The sequence below is a fragment of the Pseudoalteromonas sp. MMG012 genome (assembly GCF_018100875.1).
GTDB classification, from domain to species: Bacteria; Pseudomonadota; Gammaproteobacteria; order Enterobacterales; family Alteromonadaceae; genus Pseudoalteromonas; species Pseudoalteromonas aurantia.
Genome location: NZ_JAGJEF010000004.1, coordinates 24,960 through 45,151, shown reverse-complemented (window position 1 = coordinate 45,151; position 20,192 = coordinate 24,960). Strand labels below are relative to the sequence as shown.

Here is a 20,192-nt window from a genome sequence, read left to right as displayed (position 1 = left end):
CAGTCATTCATTTCATCTGAATAAATATTTAAACAGTCTGTTGTTATGACAATAATTAAATTACAATACTAAAGGATGGATTTATGTATTAATAATGTTTTATTTTTAGGTCCGAGGCTATATGCATAGAAAAAAAGTATGGTTTTCAATTAGAGATGTATTAATTGCGCTGTGTACTACACTCTTACTTTTAGGTTGCTCTGTAGAAGATGCTTACGATGCACCAGAAACAGAACAGCAGCAACAAGAACAACAACAACAAAACCAACAAAGTGACAAAACCGCAAATATGTCACTAAAAGTACTTAATCACTCAGGGCAACCTCTTGCTAATGCACTCGTCACTTTTGCAGGTAAGGTGTTAAATACCGACAATGTAGGCCAAGTAGAAGTTACAAATATAAAACTCGGAAACTATACCCTTGTTGTAAATAAACTTGGGTATGCGCCACATATTTCTAATATGCGTTTATTATCAACCACATCAACAACCATTAATTTAATCGCGCAAACATCACAGCAGGCTACACTGTTATTTGGTGGTGATACTATGTTCGGCCGCAGGTTCATGGACCCCAGCTTAGTGACCATGACCAACAATGTGCCTAATGTTGCACAAGCACTCATTCAAAATGAAACTGCGGCAACCAGTGCCACAAACATTACTAAATTTATCAAACCTTTGTTTGCAACTGCAGATTTTAGCTCAATAAACTTAGAATCGCCTGTATTATTAAACCCAAGCAGTGTCCACCCCACCAAAGAGTTTTCGTTTTTCTCTCTCCCTGATACATTAAATAGTTTAAAAGATATAGGCGTTGATTATGTTGCACTGGGTAATAATCATGTGTACGACTATTTAGAACCTGGCCTAATAGATACGTTAAAATACGTGAATGATGCGGGTTTTCTCCATAGTGGTGCAGGCATGAATGCGACTCAAGCTTACCGCCCACTTACAACACGAGTGAATGGCATTAATTTAGGCTTGGTATCTGCGACATCAATTACCGGTAACGCCAATCCTATAAACTATATCGCACAAGAAAATAAGGGAGGGGCAGCCGATTTAACCAACGATTTAGAGTTAAACAATGCGCTCACTGATGTCGCATCAAATCATGACTTTGCAATAGTACAAATGCATGGTGGCGATGAGTACTCTTTCTCTCCGACACAGTACATAACTAACCGCTTCGAATTCGCAGCTCGACGCTCTATTGATTTGGCTATTGCACACCACCCTCACGTTGCCCAAGGCTTCGCTGTTTATGACTCGACACCCGCGATTTTAGGTTTAGGCAACTTAATATTCGACCAAAACCGCTTGGAGACTTTGTTAGGTGTGGCTGTATCTGTAACCATTGATAATGCTGCTGAACACAAAATACAACGTGCTAAAGCATATCCAATTTATATTGAAGACTACCAACCCCGGTTAGTAAATGGCTTTTTGAGTGATTATTTATCACGACGGCTCGCGGAGTTTTCAGACGATAATGTGACTGTTATTCCCAAGTCAGGCTATGCCTTAGTCACTTTCCAAGGCCTGAATACTCCACCGATAACTACCACAAAAACAATCACCATATCGGCTGGAACACAAATTGTAGATTTAAGAGCTTTCGCGCCAAGCAATGCATTTTTAGCGCAAATTACTGCTGACAAAAATAACAGTGCTCAATTCACACTCGGCAGAGATTTGATGATATTCGGTGACTTTGAAGACTGGGATAACGATGATGAGTTTGGTGAAGTATCTCGCTGGGAACACAGTGATGAAGATGCAATACCTTGTATAACAGGTGTATATAGACATCGCCAAGGTATGTGCCTTACAAGAACACAATTCGACAATACCCCTTTGCGGTTACCATTTAGACAAACAATTCGCACTATGCCTATCACCCCATCGGAAAGTGTTTCCGATGCATACCACGAATTTACACTTTTTGGCTATGCTAAAGGTGACAATGCAGGCGACTTTAATGCTGAATTAACTGTAACGACAGCGGAAGATGGGTTCGAATTTTCATTCAATAGAGTCCCTCTTATGACTGCATCAAGTTATGATTGGACACCGTTCGTCCATCATTTTGAACTCCCTGATGATAGTCAAGTTATGGGTCCTGAAAATCTGCCAGCTAGAGGTGTTAATTTAGCATTAACGCACGCTCCTCCCACTGACGGTAATGCAACTCTACAATTAGATGAAATTGCGTTGATTTCATGGCAAAGGCCCTTGCAATTTAACGAATCTCAATGGCAAACTAGTAAAATGCATGGCCTTGATTTTCTTAGAGTCAATACTGATGAGGCACTCACATTAACACTTTCTTTTCGCAGTTTTTAGCGGCTCTGCGCAAGGAGTAATATGTCGATAAAGCAGCAGTACTTTATCATTCGGCGCCAAAAAACATTCTGGCTCATGTTAAGCTTGGTGGGGTGCATGCTTGCCTTAGAGTTAAGTGGTACGATCGAGAAAATAAATGCGCCTATATATCACTTACTCAGTGTAGTGCAATCTGAGCAAAATACAGACGTCGTTGTCATTGAAAGTGGCGACCTTCAAAGACAGCATAATGCGCTACTCCACATTATAGATGCTGGGTCACCAAAAGCTGTCATTGTATTTTCAGACCTTATTTTCAGCACCTCGACCGGACACGCTAGTACGGTACTGTACCCTCATGCACAGACTAATCAATGCTTATCGCCCATTGAAAGTTGGGCTGGTTACACGATCATTTTTAAGAATTTACCAACTGAATCATGTGATAACATTTGGCACCTCATTTTCCCTAAAAAACAATTACCTGATACCGCACTGATTAATTTTTCATTACAACCACACGCCCTACCAAAATTCGATAGCGATCGCGTATTATCTGGCGATATTTTAGAATCTCAATTAAACAATAAAATAATCGTATTAACACAACGAACTCACGGTTATGGAATGAGATTAAAAGCACCAAAGGTCGACTCATTTCATGATGCCGCCTATTTATATGCCTACATTGCACACAATATAGATACAAATAGTTTAGTGGCTACATTTGATGGTTGGCCGTCGTTAACTGTGCAAGTCATTATTGTTTTAATATTAATGGTGCTTTATCAAAAGTTTAGTATCAATATAAACCTGATAATTGCTTTTGGTCTTTGCCTACTCTGGTTTATAAGTGCATACTTTATACTCATTTATTGGCATACTTTAATTCCCGCGGGACAACTCACTACCTATACTGTTTTAACATTAGTGTGGATGTTCTTTGCTAAGAAATGGGTAGAGGAAGACGACTTACAACGCATTATTAACAATATCCAGCAACGTATGTTAGGACGCTACCTGCCTAAATCTTTTGTTGAACAAAGTAATCCTTGGGATGCAATTATTGAACTCGTTAAGCAACAACTCGACTTAGATAGAAGCATATTTCTTGCTCGCCAAGAAGGAGATCATCGACTTTACGAAATTCGTGCCATTAACTGCCAGCTCTCAAATATTCATGAAATGCGGCGAGACTATGAACGTCCCCCCTATTCTGACGCCATTAAGCAGTTTGGTGCGGTGAGCATTACACGGCCATTTTTTGATAATATCACCGACGATGAAACACAATATATTGTCTCTCTTATGTACGCAGGGGATATCAGAGGGTTTTGGGCGATGACCGTTCGCACCGATGAACATTTTAATGAAGCGGCTTTTTTAAAAAATGTAAACCGCTTTGCTAACCAAATAGGTGAGTTATTATTTCACTATCGTATTTTTAGCGCCCAAGACAGTGCCAATAATAGTGTGCTCACGCGGGCATTAACATTAAATTTAGAAAAACCTCTAAGCCAAAAAATAAAGCTCTCAATCAATGAAATGGAACAGAAACTATCCACACTTGAACACGTGTTTAATCAAGTCGGCTCTGCAACCGTTTTATTTAATTTATTTGGACAAGTTATCCAAACCAACCAAGCATTAGAAACCCTCGCCCGACAGCAGAGTTTATCAATTTTTGACATGACAGCTTTAGATTTACTCGCTAAGGTGGGCCAGCTCGAACATGATGTAGCTAAGGGTAAGTTACGTTATTTAACACTTCATAGAGGTGAGTTGTACCAGCCAGTGACTTTCGATGATCAAGTTTACATTCTTTCTGTGCGTACCATTGGGGCTTCTGAGGTGAAAAATAGCGCGGGTGACCCATTTGAGGTCGGTGGGATCTTGTTCGAATTTATAAATATTTCAGATCTCGTCGCACATCTAGATGATCCCAGCTTGTTATTATCACAATTATCCACTTTGACCCAACAGCAAGAAATTCAAAAGCAGTCTGAGTGGATATCTGATTAATGGACTGGTTATTAAATATATTCCCGAATGGGGGCGGCCTGGGTCAATCTGTTATTACTACGGTTTGGGTAGGCATTGGGGTTGTTTGCTTTCTCAATTTACGTTTTGGATTCCCCTTAACGGGACTCGTTGTCCCTGGGTATTTAGTTCCACTCTTTATTGTAAGTCCCACCTCTGCCACTGTTATTTTAATTGAGGCGGTGATTGTTTACATTGTGATGAAATTATCAGCCAAAACTATGATGGAACGATTTGGGTTTGCTGAAATGTTTGGCAGAGATAGGTTCTTCGCCATAATTTTGATCAGCATTTTGGTAAGGGTCACCATGGACACCTTATTTTGGCCCACTATCGCGTCGCTGTTCTCTTTATGGGACATTACCTTTGATTATGCTGCCCAATTATATAGCTTAGGGCTCGTTATTATTGCTCTTACCGCGAATGTCATGTGGAATGGAGGGTTCAGATACGGTGCAAAAGTGACGCTTATCCAGCTGTTACTCACCTATGTCATTGTCCGTTTTATCTTAATGCCTTACAGCAACTTTAGTATTGCTAATCTTGCTATTATGTATGAAGCCGTTGCAGCATCCATTATAGCAGCGCCGAAAGCGTACATTATCTTGGTCATCACAGCGTTTATCGCATCTCGTGCAAATATTAAATACGGCTGGGAGTTTAATGGTATCATGCTCCCTGCATTGCTCGCTTTACAATTAATGCAGCCGAGTAAATTACTCACATCATTTGCAGAAACCGCTGTAATTCTTATTATTGGCAGTGGGCTATTGCACTTTACTAGACTACGTCATGCTAATTTCGAAGGCGCTCGACTCCTACTATTTTTCTTTAATATTGGTTTTGTGTATAAGCTCTTGTTAAATTACGTCGTTGTTCAATATTATCCAAGTTTAAAAGTCACCGACACTTTTGCATTCGGTTATATGCTCTCAACTTTACTCGCATTAAAAATTTATCAAAAAAGTGCGCTCGGACTGGTGATCAGGGCCACATTTCAAACCTCTGTTGTTGGCGGCTTTATCGCCATCGCGATTGGCTTTGTGATCATGTTTGTACCATCCATATTTGGCTCGGCACATATAAAAGAGCTTCAGACACATCAAGCCGTGAGTGGCCTGACGCATATGATCAGTGAATACAAAAGCTATTTATATACGGATAAAAAAAACCAAATTGAGATTAGCCAATATCAACAGGGGCAACAATTACAACAATTTCAGTCCGCTGTTAGGTTGTTAAACCGAGACAGGCAAAATACGCAACTCTTTGATGAAGCCCGTGCTATGTTAATGAAACTAGATTTTTTGCTACGCCAAGACGAACACTATATTTATATTCAAGATGCAAGAAAGCTTTCACTGCGTGGTTTATTTATATTAACGAAACAACCAACTTCTGAACTACTGATCACAGTACCACATCCCTCATCTGAGCGCTTAGCAAGTGATGCCGCAGGGTTATTATTATCACATTTAAATAGCGGCGCTTTGCTCTTTGGCACGCAACTAACACAATCTTTGAGTGCCAGTTCACCTAGCCAACAAAGTAAGTACTATCTTGCGTTCATTAATGCACTGTCAGCTGAACAAATCCTACAAGTACGAGAAATAAATACGCGTAGCCAAAGTCTCTTAAACAACAGTCCATTTATACATCAGTGTCAACTGTGGGCTTATAATCAACTACCGAATGCAATTAGCCAAAAAGAATTAAGAGAACTACTTAATTGCAAAAATAGTTCGTTTGGTTTAGCAAGCTCATTTAGCCTACCTGGGGGAGAGTTTTCAGGTCAGTTTTTAGAAACCTTTTTAGACACCGCAAATTATACCTCCTTGATGTCAAAAGTGGCACTCGCCGACGGCCAAATTAATCAAGCTCCAATCACATATTTGACTGATTCAGTAGAAAATGCAATTGAACATTACATCCCACATATTAGTGCAAAAGGCAGTGAGCACTTTGCATTATTGTCTGATAATGAAGCGGCACTATGGGAGTTTGAGATACTCCGCCCCCTGTACATTTTAGTAGATGGTTTAAATAATCAAACGATTAATGCCAATATCCAAAACAGGCTCAATCAAATTAACAATATCGCACAAATGGTGGGTTACGAACTAACATTCATGATGTCAGAGCAAGGCCGTTACATCATGATAGCCTCCATTCCTGAACAGCAGTTTTATGAAAAGGGTCAAGGTATTTTCTTTATTAACCTAAACCCAGCAAAATCACTCAATATTCAAGTGCCGAGGCCTTTATTCGAAAGTAATACTTTAAAATTTTCAGCACAATTATTTACACACATTCAAGGTAAAGTGCTGTCTATCGCAGGTGCGCACCCGTACGCAAGCCCTTATTCTAATGTAATGACCCCTGCAAATGTGAAGTCACTTTTTAACATAGTACATCAAAGTGTGTTGCGTCATGATCACGATAAAAATATCATGAACTTGCAAATTCGCAGTCATAGTGCACCGTCACATATAAGACCCAGTGCAATTGCATTTCAATTTACGCATCCGCACACATTCCAAAGCACAGTATTAAGGGATTTACGGTTAGCGTTAACAAAACTAGGTGTTGAGCATCAAATAGTACAAGGTCAAACTGCAACAAGAGGCTTAGAGCTCGGCACATCACCACAAACTGGTTATCAGTTATTTGCCCCAAATAGTGAACTCGCTACATTATGGTTAGCCTCCGATTTTAAAAAACACTTTTCTATATCTGAACAAGCACTGTTGCAACGATTATTGGCAATTTCAGATGTCGCACACTTACCCAGTTTAATGCTATCGACGCTCGCACCAAATGATTGGGCTAGTGTAGATAAAGCCAGTATTGAAAAGCTGCGCCACATCACTGATGAATATGCAATATCTCAACACTTACCTTTACTCACTGACTATTGCAAAGCCGGAAAACGTTGTACTTTACAAGCTGTCAAACTTGATCCGGAATATGAGCTCGCATTGGCCATTAAAGACGGGAGTACCTTGATTGCCCTATACTTACCAACCCGAAACAAGCTAATAGACCGCCATGTATATGAAGCCGCGATAAGAAGGGGCCAGCATGTATTATATTAAGTGGCTGTTGAAAATAACATTTTGGTTAGTATTGCTTATCATTGTTTTCTGGTTTGGGGTACGCTTTTACTTTTGGCTACAATCAGCAGAGCCTATGGCGCAACGTTCAGATAAAGAAACTCGGTCGAATGTACATTGGCTACATTCAGATAAAGCCCTTGTTTATAACTTCTCTCCATCGAGAACATATAACTTGCGAATTCTATCGAATGCAATTTTTGCTCAACAGGTCGAGTTTGATAAGCCTATTAATTATGCCATAGAATACACATTACTTGACCAAGACAATAACCAGCTGATGCAAAAAGTGTATCATCACGCTTCGAAGTTGGCTCTGGACGCCGACCAACAACAAGTTAAACAAATTATTGAGAATAAAGCAGCATTATCAGTGTCTTCTGGACAATCTTTTTATATAAATAGTGAGCAGCTCACCAATGCAAGCCGGATTGCATTGCGGGTAATACCTGAAGATTCTAGCCTCAAAGGCGTGGTCGTTCGCATACATGCAAAAACACCAATAGATACAGATGACATAAATAGCGCTTGGTTAAAGCTCCCGGTAGAATGGCGCGAACGTACAATCGCTTACCACACCATTGGCGCCAATGCGATTACCACTCGAGAAATTCATAATGCAGTGACATTTGATTGGCTAAAGCTTGCGCCACAAGGTGTACCTGATATTGATTTCAAAGCCGATACTCTATATGAAACTCTCCCTTATCATGTTTTGACATATGATTTTGGTGCGCAACAATTGGATCTCGACGGTTTCTATACCGATCAAGACTTATCGGCTTCATTTCGAGTTTATGAAGGCGGTGATATTACTGCAAATATCAAGGGAAACATCGCAGATATCAACATAACTTGGTACGACCTTAAACAACGAGAAAAGCCTAAAAAATTAACACTGGAAAAATTAGAAAACCCTAATTCCTATCAATTACTTAATACTCAACCAGGTCTTATCGTCATTCAGTCCAAAACAATGACACAATCTAGTTGGTTTTTAGCTGATACAACCCCGATCTCACCCTTGCACAGTTATTATTACGGTATTGATGAGAGTTTATCTGCCAACTATCGAGTCGCGCCAAATAGTGATATAAATTTTCAATTTAGAGGGGCACAAGGCGCTCTCATATCTGTTTCCTTATTTAACACTCAGAAACAACTTATCGAAACTCATCAAGTCAAATTGCAAGGACAACAAGCACTGTTTGACCGCATCATCACTCCCGACACACTCAGAAGCGTAACCACAGATTCAGAAAGGTTTTACCTGCGCCTTCCAAGCAATGCTGCGTTTTTATCGATAAGTAGTAAAGAAACAATTAGTGCAAAAATGCAAGCGAGACAAGCACACTTTCATTACCAAACGGTATTATGCGAAGCTCTATGCCAAGTCGATTTACCTGAATTTACAGAAATAGATGCGTGGTTTTCTCAACAAGCGCAGAATGACTTTACCTTTACTGAACAACAAAAGATGTTGAATGTTAGACTCTTTGAGCCTCCTCCTGAAATTGAGGTTAAGCAAACCTTTCATTATGGTCGAAATCTAATCGATATTTTACCTCGCTCAAATACAGCGTTAATTAAAACCGAACCAAAGTACTTCAACCCTATTGATCCCCCTAAAGACTTTAATTTTAGGCCACTAAAAAACCTGTCAGAGATTACAGTGCCTAACGACCCAATATTACTCGCTAAATCACGCGTCATAGAGTTATCATCAAGTGCCCCCTTTTATACTGAATATGCACTAAATGACTTACCTGATGATGCCCCTCTAAGGATACAATCGAAGCGTTCACACTTTTATACCAATCTAGGTTCTAATCGGAGCTGGGCAAAACAACGCTTATTTAAATTAAAAGCAGGTCAATCACTTGAGTTAAATTTTGATAAAAGACCTGATTCGATTGTAATCAAACTCTATTCAGATAATGAGCAAGACACACCTTTATTCGTTGATACCCATTTACATGGGCATTTTTCTAAAAAGCTCACCGACGAGTACACAATTTCGAAAAAACGTTATGCACTCGTCAAGGCGAATGAGAATAAAGAATTTTTACTTCACCCTGCTCAAATATCACTTTTCAGCTATCCTTCAATAACAATACCGATTAATAACGATATAGAATTATTAAAGAAATTTACGATAAAGACCGATCAAGATATTTGGGTTAGTGTACTAGAAGAAACATCAGAACAACAAAAACAAGCAAAATGGTGGTTATATGAAGCCAATTAGCAAATTGACGCTCTATCTAATCTGCATAATATTTTCGCAGTGTGCGTTGAGTAATTACTCTCAACCATTATACAACGATATGGTTGTATGGTTTAAAGTTCCTACGGCCATTGCACCATGGCAATTTCAACAAATTGAATCGCAATCTGCATTACTGGCTACATCCACGAAAGAGGGCGGTGGACACGTTTATTTTAACCCGATTAATCAACGCTGTGTCGTGTCTGTTCCGCATCAATTTTATGATACGGGCACGCTGATGATCGGCAAACATATCTACACTCACCTTTGTCAGGTTATGCTAAATAATTCTCATCAACGCTACGTCGACAGTCCCGATAAATATCCAATGGATTTTTCAAAACGGCCATACAATATTCATAATGCGGCATTAGTTGCATATCAAACTCACAATCCCAGCGCACGTATCTTCCAAATTCATGGTTTTAGTAACAAAAAAAGGCGTTCAAAAATAGCAAAACATGCAGATATCATTGTGAGCCAAGGAAAAACGTCCGACTTGATTGGCCAACAACTCACTACTTGCTTCACAAGCATTGGGTTTATCGCGTATTTATACGGAACGTCTGTTAAAGAGTTAGGCGGTACAAAAAATATAGTACATAAACTCGGGTTAAAACCTCGTTCATTCATGCATATTGAATTAAGCAAAGTCACACGCGTACGTTTACGCCAAGATCAACCTCTATTAAGAAAGTTTACCTCATGTTTAAGCCGTACTCTTTAAGCTTCCTTATTTTCCTTTGGGTTTTTCCAGCATATGCGGCACAGACACCGCTGTATAATGCGCCTTTTTGGCTAGACGAAAATAAACCAAACTCTTTAACTATGCCAACTCAATATTTACGACTTGCAGAAAACGATAGCCAAACTGTATTTGTACCTGAGGGTAATTGGCTAGAAGTACCAGCTCAATTATTAAATGCTGTAGACCTTTGGCAAGGGTCTAGCGTATTAGCAATGCGTAAAATCAACGTCTCTTCGCTGACTTGTCGCAACGAGCGCTGTCAGCTACCGGCAATGCAGAGCAATCAATTTATCAAATTTACCAACACCTCCACTCAAAGTCAGCGCTATGAGATATGGTTAGGGCAATATCATCATCATCGCTCTCCATTTCGTCGTAGTCTGAAATTACCTCTGAAAACCACGCGACTCACGCTTGCTCAAGATCATGAAATTTACTACAATTTGGAAGATAAAGAACAAATAACTACCTACTTTGCGCATGCAAAAAAGCTCAAGGTGACGGTGAGGAAAACCCTTCATAACCTAGATAAAAGAGGCACTATCAGTCTTTATGTCAATCAACAACCAGTGAGCATACTCAATATAGGTAATTCACAGGCCAGTGAATATATTCAACAAAAAGTGAGTACAGCGAATACAGACTATATCGCACTCCCCAAAGACAGCTATCTAACAATCAAAAGCCATGGGCCTGCCCTTATTAAGCTTGAGCAAATGCACCGAGGGATCCGTGATTCAAACGCAGCACAACAATACCAAGAGGCGAATTTTAATCCTTACTGGGTAAACAACCTAAATACAACGCTGTCTCATATTTATCTTGATGAACGATTTGATGACTTTATGCATTTCAACTTTGCAAAAGCCAACCCTATTGAAAAAAAGCGCCATCAAGATTTAATGAAAACGATAAGCACTCAACGCTTTGTTTTCCCTACACTAAACAATGAACCCGGTTACTCTGAAACACAAGAGATATCGATAGTTCAAGGTCAACGTAAAGTTCTAAATCACCTTTATACAAGTTCACTAACTCGTGATGCCCTAGTACATCGCTTAAAAGGTAAACTCGCTTTTGATTGGTCACACCTCAGTCGTGTGCGCAGCTACATTACCCTATTCGTTCGTACGCCTATCGATACAACCTTAAACATGAAGGCTCCACACAAAAACTTTACCATCGCATTAAAAGCCAGCCAGCACTTTATTAAGCTTACAGTGCCGCTGCCCCGAGATATACGCACCGTCGAATTTAGCACTCAGCATCAAAATAGCATTGAATTAGCACTGCAAGTTGATGACTTACTAACCTTGCCGAATAACGAACTGTTATATGTCCAAAAAGGCAAATTAAAAGACAAACTTCCAACGCTTTATACGCATATGAATACTCAGATTCAACGCACTGCAGACGCTTACATAAACGGACTTACTCCTTATACAAATCACAGTCAAGAAACGGTCTCAAACCCCGATCCGCAATTAAGTATCATACACTCACACCGGCTATTAGGTAATGCATTACAACTATTAAAAAGCAACCCCTTAGAAGCATTACCAATTTTAAAACACTTGGTTACAAGTCCACATTTTGAAGTGAAAAAAAATGCATGGCAGCTCAGAATAAAGGCACTTGAGAGCTTAAACCAACAACGCTTGGCACAAAGTTATTTAGAAGGGCTATTACTGTCATCAGATCAAAAACTAAAACTTTTTGCCGCGACACAACTGATTGAAATATATAAGAGGAACAAAAATAGTTTTCAGCTTCAAGGGCTATGTGCCGTATTTAATACGGCGTTAGAAATATGTCCTCCGATCGCTGAGCAGCTGCTTTTGTCGCAACAAAAGTACTTAGACGCACTTTGGTTAGTACATGACAAACAAGATATTCTTCATCTGAATCCCTTACCGTTACAAGTCAGTAATTATCGCAGCGTGTCGAAAGCGCACTTACAAGAGCCCTCATATTATCAAATTTCGCATTATGGCAGCAGCACAATATTCGGTGAAACTAGCCATTATAGCGCCTTTAATATTTCCAAAGGTAAAGGGCTAACCTTAACCGCAAAAAGAGATTTAACATTACAACTGCGCGCGAGAGCGCCTTGGCAAGAATCGCATTCAAACGGCACACAGTGGCTACATCTTGATTTACAAAAAACACAATCGATTGTCCCCATATTTTCAGATATTGCCTCAACGGCCCAAATTCCGGCATTGAACACAAGATTATCTATTGCCAGTGAGAGTATTGTCACTTTGCAAGCAGGTGAGCAGTTGTATATTCATAGTGATATGCCGACTTCTGTGAGCATCAATACACTCCATCAGCAAAGTTTGGGGACTTTACCTCCTAAAACCGCCAATGTGCCCTTTTTGTTTTCTCGTCCATTTGATGACTTAATTAATGACCCAAGCCTTTCGTTGCAAACTCTCTTAACGAATGCTCTGTGGCGGCTTGAATCTCAATCACTCCTTGAACATGAATTTATTTTGTTGTTTACTCGGTTAGCAATTGAAACCTTACCAACAGAGCTTGCCACCCTAATGAGCCGCGTGAAACATTTTGGGCATTGGCAAACGAGTAAACATTATAGCAATTATGCGGGAACCCAATTAATTGATACAGATGCTATTTTAAAACGAAGCTTGGCTGAGCAAGTAAATCGTCATTCTAGTAAAAACATTCGACTGGATGGCGTATTGCTTCGTCCTCATCACACTTTATATCTAGATATGAGCGAACTACAAACGCTCCCCATCAAACTAAAATTTACGTTTGCTCCAACAGAGCTGTTACCCAATCAATATGCCAACATATTGATTGAAACGGGTGATAATCATATTCTATGGCCCGTAACACCAAACAGTCCAGTAGAGTATGCTTTAAACAACACCGAGCAATCAGACAGTCAAGTCATGCTCAACTGGGTAAACCCTTATGTATCACAACTACTCAATGTCAGTGTCTTAGTCTTTAGAGAGGGTTATTGGCAGGACGTAGATTTAGACACCAAACAACTGTTTTACTATGCGACACAAAAGCAGCCCACAACGCTGAAATTAAATAGAGATCAACTCTTAAAAATAGAAACAATTAACGCGATGCAACGCACTGAAAAAGTAATCTTTCACCCTGCTGGAACATTAACGTTACCCAGTACCCATGCCCAACTCGCTCGTGTATTTACATGGCAGCTAAAGCCCAATAAACATACACTAGCCGTTTCCCCTCCGGTCACACCATTAGCCATAGTACAGCCGAAATTGATACAACAGCCAACAGCCAACGAATTTATTAAAAATACGCTTAAAATGGATGGTAATTTAACGCATGTGGAAGGGTTTATGCGTTATGGTCGCTCAGGTATATTTGAAACAAACGAGCCCCTACCTGCCAATCATAATTTAGATTTTGGTATTAGGTTACGCAATAATAATAAGCAGCATTGGTATAGGTTAGAAATTGCTTATTCACTCAGTAATCATAATTATGATACCTATGTAATGAACGCGGTCCATAATTGGCAAGATGATAATAGTCACTGGTTTAGCGAAACTGCTCTATTTAACCGTTGGCAAGACAGTAGTGATATCACCCAGAGTCAGTATGCTGGACTCGCACGTTTTAGAGTTGGTGAAAGTTGGCGAAACGATAAAAGTGATAGGCATCAATGGTGGTGGCAGCCCTTTTACTATTACACCAGTGTAGATACACAAACTTATTTAGATGACTTAAAAATTAACCCTAGTATTTTCGGGTTTTATAGACAGGATCATATGAACGGCTGGCAAGCCGAATATGAATATCGATATCAACCTTGGGTAGACAACCAACTCAGCTTTAGAATGGGCGGTATCTCGAACCAGAATTGGCACTCTTTTGATAATGTCTACTTTAGCGCCACCACACAACAATATTATCAAGGCCAGATCTTTGCTGCACAACTGCAAAGCATTTATAAATTTGCAGATGAAAATAGGCCCAACGATACATGGCAATATTTAACGCAATTAAGCTGGCAAACATTGTATGATTTTAGCAGCAATACCGCTGGTTGGGTAAAACTCAGCTGGACACAGGATTGGTTTAATAATGAACATGCTATAGGATTTGAAGTTAATTTAGGCAATTTACAAAATACCGGCTTTACCCCTTTTGCACACGATGAAATTTTATTTCAATCACTCCAGCTCTCTCATTTTGCTGAACAAGATATTTATGGCCACTGATAAAATACAACAACACTTAGAAAACTTACTTTTTGCCGATACAGAGAAGTTCTGGCTTAATTTATATCACCATAAATATCAAACTTTAGTTAATGAACTTGCAAACTGGGAGTTAATCAAACACAAACCAGAGGCTGAACAACAAATCGACTGGCTACAATTGCAAACAATTGCATTTTTACGCCACAAAATAGAACAATTACATGTGAATTTACAAGGGCTTGAAGCGGGTTATAAAAATTTTATTGAAAGGTTTGCAAAAGCCGATTTTGATGCTGAAAAAGAGCTACATATTTTAAATTATGCAGAAGAACTGGGCGCCAGTTCAGAGCAATTAAAAGCCGACAAAGCCGCTTTTTCACGTTGGTTTGACGAGGGGGCTGTTATTGGTCGCTATCAAAGTCAAGTAGCTGACATTGAACAAAGCCTTAAGTTTCTGATCTCAAAATTAGGTGCTATAACCAAACGGTACTTAAGAAATAATGAAGCATTACTAACGGACACTTGGGCAAAACTAGATTTACAACCCTTTTTCTTGAGGCTGTTAGAAGCAAGCCCTAACGCACATGTTCGTCATGGCATGATCCGGGCTTTAGTTAATCAAGTTGCGCTAATTCATGAGTGTAATGCTGACCCTGATCTTGACTCAGAGTTAACCTCTAAACTCATTGAGCAGCTAGAAAATCAAGATACACCTTATCTTGCTGTCATAGATATCCTTGAGATACTCATTCACCAACGACCCACCTTTATTCGCAGCCATATGTGGGCGTTGTTAGACGAATCCGTCAATAGCTATCCCCATAAACCGAAAAACAATGATCAACTTTTTATATTAAGTGCAATTCCAAAAATATTATGCCGACAAAGCACCCTCAATACTCAAGATGAACGTTTAATTGAGCAGTGTAGCCATCACCCTTATCCGAGGGTCCGTCAATCACTCATTGAACAAATTGCTAACTTCTCTGACTCATTGGCTAAAGCGATATTACAAAGCCGTTTTATAGAAGAAAATTGTGACGCTGTTCGATTTACGATTATTAAACAGCTATCTGCGACCCGCTTTTGTGATGCCGCATTATCTTATGAAATTTGGAAAAAAGTGATTGATGGCCAAGAAAGTGTGGCCATCAAGCGCATTACGTTAGAGCAAAGTGCGCGTATTATGCTTAATATGCAATTAGATAGTGATAAGCCTGATACTGTATTTATTCAATTTATTGAGCAGCTAAATAACGCTTTAATAACGACTCAAGATATTGCTATAAAACGGTGTATCTCACGCACTAGAGAGCAACTAGCTAGCTTTTACCAACAATCGTTAGTCGCAAATATAGATGCACAAATAACCTCAGTTCACACTATAAAGTTAGCGGCAGATACTGAACATCAAGCGCTAGGCAGAGCGCTCAGCTTTAGAGCACAACAGCAACATGGGTTTAATGGTAAGCAACATAAGGGAGCCTGGTCCATTCAAGTAGGTTATAAAATGGGTCGCAGGTTATGGCGCATTTGGCACGAATTTTTTCACCCAAGTACAGATAAACGACAAAGCTTTAGCCATGTATTAGCCAAAAAGCCCAATGCTCAACTTCATGTCCCTAGCTGCACCGTCGCAGAAATAAGTGAAACCAACGTCCCTGGAGAACCGTTATATCATTTATCCGAATTAAGTACTCGTCCACATCTGCCTTTACTTGATTACCTACTTTCAATTTTAAGCCAAGATAACCTGCCAAGCCCAGTGAAAAGCTATACACCTGATGGATTTCTAGAGATCACAAAACCCACAACTTTGTGGAAAAGAACTGCTGCTTATTGGCGTATATCAATTAACTTCAAAGCGTTAGACAAGCTTAGGAAGGGCAATGAACTAGAGCAGCGTCGTTTTTTAGAACAATTAAACTCTATGGGGTTTATCTTACAATTTAAGCCTTATGGGGCACTTGAAAGTGCAACTTTCCCAGTAGAGCCTAGCATTAAAAAGTTATTCGAAAGACTCTCTGTGTCTGCGCCAATACTTAATATTTGGCTCAGCTTTAAAGAGTACCTATATTCTATATATCAAAATACCCTGCCTCAATTGGTTTTTTTTGTTGTTGGCTTTATGGGATATTTTTGGAGTCGCCACATTTATGTTAGCCGAAAAATCATGCATAACCGTAAACACATTCCAGTCAGTATTGGCGGCTGGGGCACTCGGGGGAAGTCGGGAACTGAGCGGCTTAAAGCGGCTCTGTTCAGCGCTCTAGCACTGCGAGTGATCACCAAAACCACGGGCTGTGAAGCGATGATGATTTATTCCAAAAGCTCTGGCGAACAATGTGAAATACCACTTTTTAGACCATTCGATAAAGCAAGTATTTGGGAACAAAGTGATGTGCTTTCGTTTGCCAAATCAGTCAACGCCGATGTCTTTCTATGGGAGTGTATGGGATTAACACCACGATACGTAAAAATATTGCGCCGATGGATGCAAGACAACTTCGCCACAATCACCAATGCTTACCCAGACCATGAAGATATACTAGGCCCGACCGGTATAGATGTTGCGCGAGAAATGTCTGCTTTTATTGGCAAAAATACGCAAGTATTTACATCAGAACAAACCATGATGCCGATCCTCAATGAAGCCGCTACCATAAATAACACAACCTTAATTCAGGTTCATTGGGGAGATGGATTTCAAATTACACCTGATATACGTGCTCTCTACCCATATGATGAGCATCCAGACAACATCGCGTTAGTTGCAAAGATGGCACAATATATTGGCATTGAAAAAGACTTTGTATTTAAGGAAACTGCTGAGCGTATAGTGCCTGACATTGGCGTATTACAACACTTTGAAGCAGCTCCGATTGGTAAAATAAAGCAATCCTTTGTTAACAGCATGTCGGCAAATGAGCGTTTAGCTACATTGGAGAACTGGCGCAGGTTAGGTCTTTTTGATATGGGGGACTTGCCTCATATACAAACTATCGCACTGATCAATAATCGCAATGACAGAGTTGCGCGCTCAAAAGTCTTCGCGCAAATTGTGATTGAAGATTTAAGTTATGATTTTGTCGTCGTGGTTGGCAGCAACGTTGATGGTTTCTATTCATATTTAGAGCAAGCATTACACACACGGATTGCACGAATTATTAGCAATCAAGATTTTGACGATCTTAAACACTTAATAAAGCAACTTAAAATACCATTCAACACCGCTGAATGGTTAGAACGAGCTAATGTTTCTCTTGTAGACAATCCCTTAAGCGTCGATGATATCAATGAGGTTAACACTTTAAACATCGCCTTAAGTAAACGTCTCGATAGTAATGACAAACAAGCTGAATTGCTCACAACAAGTTTTACGCAGTTTACTCAAATACAGTTAATTTTGGATACAATCAATGGATCACACTCGCTCAGCACCTTAATGCTAAAACCTTTAGTTGAGATATTTGCGGAACGCTGTCTGTTAATTGATGATGCACAAGTTACACCTGATGCTCTAACAACCACAATCAGTCACCTCGCATGCGATCATCAGCACCAACTGATTGTTGGCATGCAAAATATTAAAGGTGCAGGCTTAAATTATGTTTACACATGGCAAAAGTATCAAAAGACGTATCAAGTGTGCCAAAAACTGTTAAACGAACAAGTAAGCCAAGCTGAGTTTCGCTCACTCCTCACACAATTTGCACAACAAGACAGGTTCAGTATTTTAGAAACTGATTATTTAGATAACGCTTTAGTGAATGTAGCTGCACTTGCTCATGCACAAAATGAGTTTAGCCAAGCAGAAATTACACATATAAAAGACAGACTCACTAAATCACGTAAATTGATAACTGCCAATCGTTCAACTAGGGAACGCTCCAAATTAACGATGTTTCTACTGCAAGTTATCGAGTCATTTTTAGACGCTGGCGCTGCTGTGAAACGAAAAAAAACCGCACAACAAGTCTATATTGATATTGCTGAACAACGGATAACAATGGAAAAGGCCATTACAGTTTTAGCACAACTAAACCGTAGTCAAAAACCTGGGTGGTTATCATTGCCAAAAGAAAAGTAACCCAAAAGGATTATAAATACTTTATTCTTATCACTTGGAATAATAGCATCGTGCGTATTTTTGTCATTTAATTGACCTCGACACTAAAAAGTACGACAATAAGATTAGAAATTTATCTATTGAGCTTAACTGCTTCCACTGTTTCTTATTTTTAGGAGTTCTATATGAAACTGTCTTTTTTAACTTTGAGCTTAGCTTCTCTTGTTTCGCTTAACACCGCTTTTGCGAGTAATTTAGTGACGAATGGCTCATTTGAACAGGATGTTGTTTCTAAAAAATGGACTCTACTTGATAACATGACCGGTTGGCAAAGAGATGGGGCTAAGTTTGAAATTCAAACAAACACACTTGGTATCATCACGCCACAAGAAGGTAATCAATACATAGAGCTAGACTCAACAGCCAATTACAGTGTAAAGCAAACGCTTTCTACTCAAGCTAACCAAACCTACACCTTGAGCTTTTATTATTCTCCACGCGTTGATAATAACAGCGATACCAACCAAGCAAAGGTATATTGGGATGGTGCTGAAGTGGCAAATCTAAATGGCACTTCAAGAGGCTGGCAGCATATCTCTGTCAGCGTAACAGCTTCTGGGGCTTCAACTGAATTGAAGTTTACAGGCACCGGTACCTCTGACTCATACGGTGCTTTTATTGACAATGTTTCAGTAACTGGTATTGCAAATAGAGCCTGCTTAACTGGCCTATTTGGTATTAATGATTTTGGTTCTGAGCAAGCTGGATATGTTTACTTCTTCGATGTAAATACTGGTACATATAGTAAATTAACAGGGGTATCTCACACAGCATCCAATATTGCGAGCAAAGATGGCGTGCTGTATTTCATGGAACAGCAAGACAGTAACACCAAAGCGTCTAAAGTGTGGACTTTGGATTTGGCAAGTAATGCTGAAACTGAGGCCGCAGATGCGACGTCATATCCTATTTACCGCTCTGCTATAACACCTGACGGCCAGTCATTACGGTCAACAAGTAAAACATACATGTATGATTTTAATTTACAGACTGGCGCAAAAACTGTCTTAGGTAAATTAACATTTGCAGGAGATGATTTTAAGCATGGTGATATCGCCTATTCTGCGGACAATAATACGTTATATGTACTGACAGGAAAGTCTTTATATACTCTAGATGATGGTGACATGAGTTTAGACAAAATTGGTGACCATGGCGTCAATTGGGCATCAGGTTTGGCCATTGGCGACAATGGAACTGTGTATATTTCAGGTCGAGTAGCTGGTGAAAATGCAAAAATATACTCTGTTAACCCAGCAACGGCTGTCGCAACCTATGTAATGGATGCTGCCCCTCACGTTAATGATTTGACTTTTGTGGACGATTATTGCAATTAATCGT

The 20,192-nt window shown here is 39.6% G+C and carries 8 protein-coding genes; all 8 read left to right on the top strand.

The annotated features are described in order from the left end of the window. Window positions 1-121 precede the first annotated feature (121 nt). The 8 genes from J8L97_RS02300 to J8L97_RS02265 all read left to right on the top strand — a co-directional run bounded on the left by J8L97_RS02300 (window position 122) and on the right by J8L97_RS02265 (window position 20,188). Window positions 122-2,353, top strand: a complete 2,232-nt coding sequence (locus tag J8L97_RS02300) for a CapA family protein (RefSeq protein ID WP_211047720.1) — start codon at window positions 122-124, stop codon at window positions 2,351-2,353. 21 nt (window positions 2,354-2,374) lie between these two features. After that, window positions 2,375-4,354: a hypothetical protein gene (locus J8L97_RS02295; protein WP_211047719.1), complete on the top strand. Its 1,980-nt coding sequence runs from the start codon at window positions 2,375-2,377 to the stop codon at window positions 4,352-4,354. Continuing rightward, window positions 4,354-7,467, top strand: coding sequence for a poly-gamma-glutamate biosynthesis protein PgsC/CapC (locus J8L97_RS02290; RefSeq protein ID WP_211047718.1), 3,114 nt, complete (start codon window positions 4,354-4,356; stop codon window positions 7,465-7,467). The genes J8L97_RS02295 and J8L97_RS02290 overlap by 1 nt, the downstream gene beginning before the upstream one ends. Further along, complete coding sequence (locus J8L97_RS02285) at window positions 7,454-9,733, top strand: hypothetical protein (RefSeq protein WP_211047717.1); 2,280 nt, start codon at window positions 7,454-7,456, stop codon at window positions 9,731-9,733. Before J8L97_RS02290 ends, J8L97_RS02285 begins: the two co-directional genes overlap by 14 nt. Beyond that, window positions 9,720-10,481 carry a hypothetical protein gene (locus J8L97_RS02280; protein WP_211047716.1) on the top strand — a complete coding sequence of 254 codons (762 nt, stop codon included), beginning with the start codon at window positions 9,720-9,722 and terminating at the stop codon, window positions 10,479-10,481. The genes J8L97_RS02285 and J8L97_RS02280 overlap by 14 nt, the downstream gene beginning before the upstream one ends. Beyond that, window positions 10,460-14,740 (top strand): hypothetical protein, encoded by a 4,281-nt coding sequence (locus tag J8L97_RS02275; RefSeq protein ID WP_211047715.1) that lies wholly within the window; start codon window positions 10,460-10,462, stop codon window positions 14,738-14,740. Before J8L97_RS02280 ends, J8L97_RS02275 begins: the two co-directional genes overlap by 22 nt. Beyond that, window positions 14,730-18,812, top strand: a complete 4,083-nt coding sequence (locus tag J8L97_RS02270) for a poly-gamma-glutamate synthase PgsB (protein WP_211047714.1) — start codon at window positions 14,730-14,732, stop codon at window positions 18,810-18,812. The genes J8L97_RS02275 and J8L97_RS02270 overlap by 11 nt, the downstream gene beginning before the upstream one ends. A gap of 164 nt (window positions 18,813-18,976) precedes the next feature. Next, complete coding sequence (locus tag J8L97_RS02265) at window positions 18,977-20,188, top strand: DUF642 domain-containing protein (RefSeq protein WP_210995479.1); 1,212 nt, start codon at window positions 18,977-18,979, stop codon at window positions 20,186-20,188. Window positions 20,189-20,192: the final 4 nt, after the last annotated feature.

Coding starts and splice junctions, on each gene's coding strand:
- J8L97_RS02300 (WP_211047720.1), top strand. CDS start 122: ATGCATAGAAAAAAAGTATGGTTTTCAATTAGAGATGTATTAATTGCG.
- J8L97_RS02295 (WP_211047719.1), top strand. CDS start 2,375: ATGTCGATAAAGCAGCAGTACTTTATCATTCGGCGCCAAAAAACATTC.
- J8L97_RS02290 (WP_211047718.1), top strand. CDS start 4,354: ATGGACTGGTTATTAAATATATTCCCGAATGGGGGCGGCCTGGGTCAA.
- J8L97_RS02285 (WP_211047717.1), top strand. CDS start 7,454: ATGTATTATATTAAGTGGCTGTTGAAAATAACATTTTGGTTAGTATTG.
- J8L97_RS02280 (WP_211047716.1), top strand. CDS start 9,720: ATGAAGCCAATTAGCAAATTGACGCTCTATCTAATCTGCATAATATTT.
- J8L97_RS02275 (WP_211047715.1), top strand. CDS start 10,460: ATGTTTAAGCCGTACTCTTTAAGCTTCCTTATTTTCCTTTGGGTTTTT.
- J8L97_RS02270 (WP_211047714.1), top strand. CDS start 14,730: ATGGCCACTGATAAAATACAACAACACTTAGAAAACTTACTTTTTGCC.
- J8L97_RS02265 (WP_210995479.1), top strand. CDS start 18,977: ATGAAACTGTCTTTTTTAACTTTGAGCTTAGCTTCTCTTGTTTCGCTT.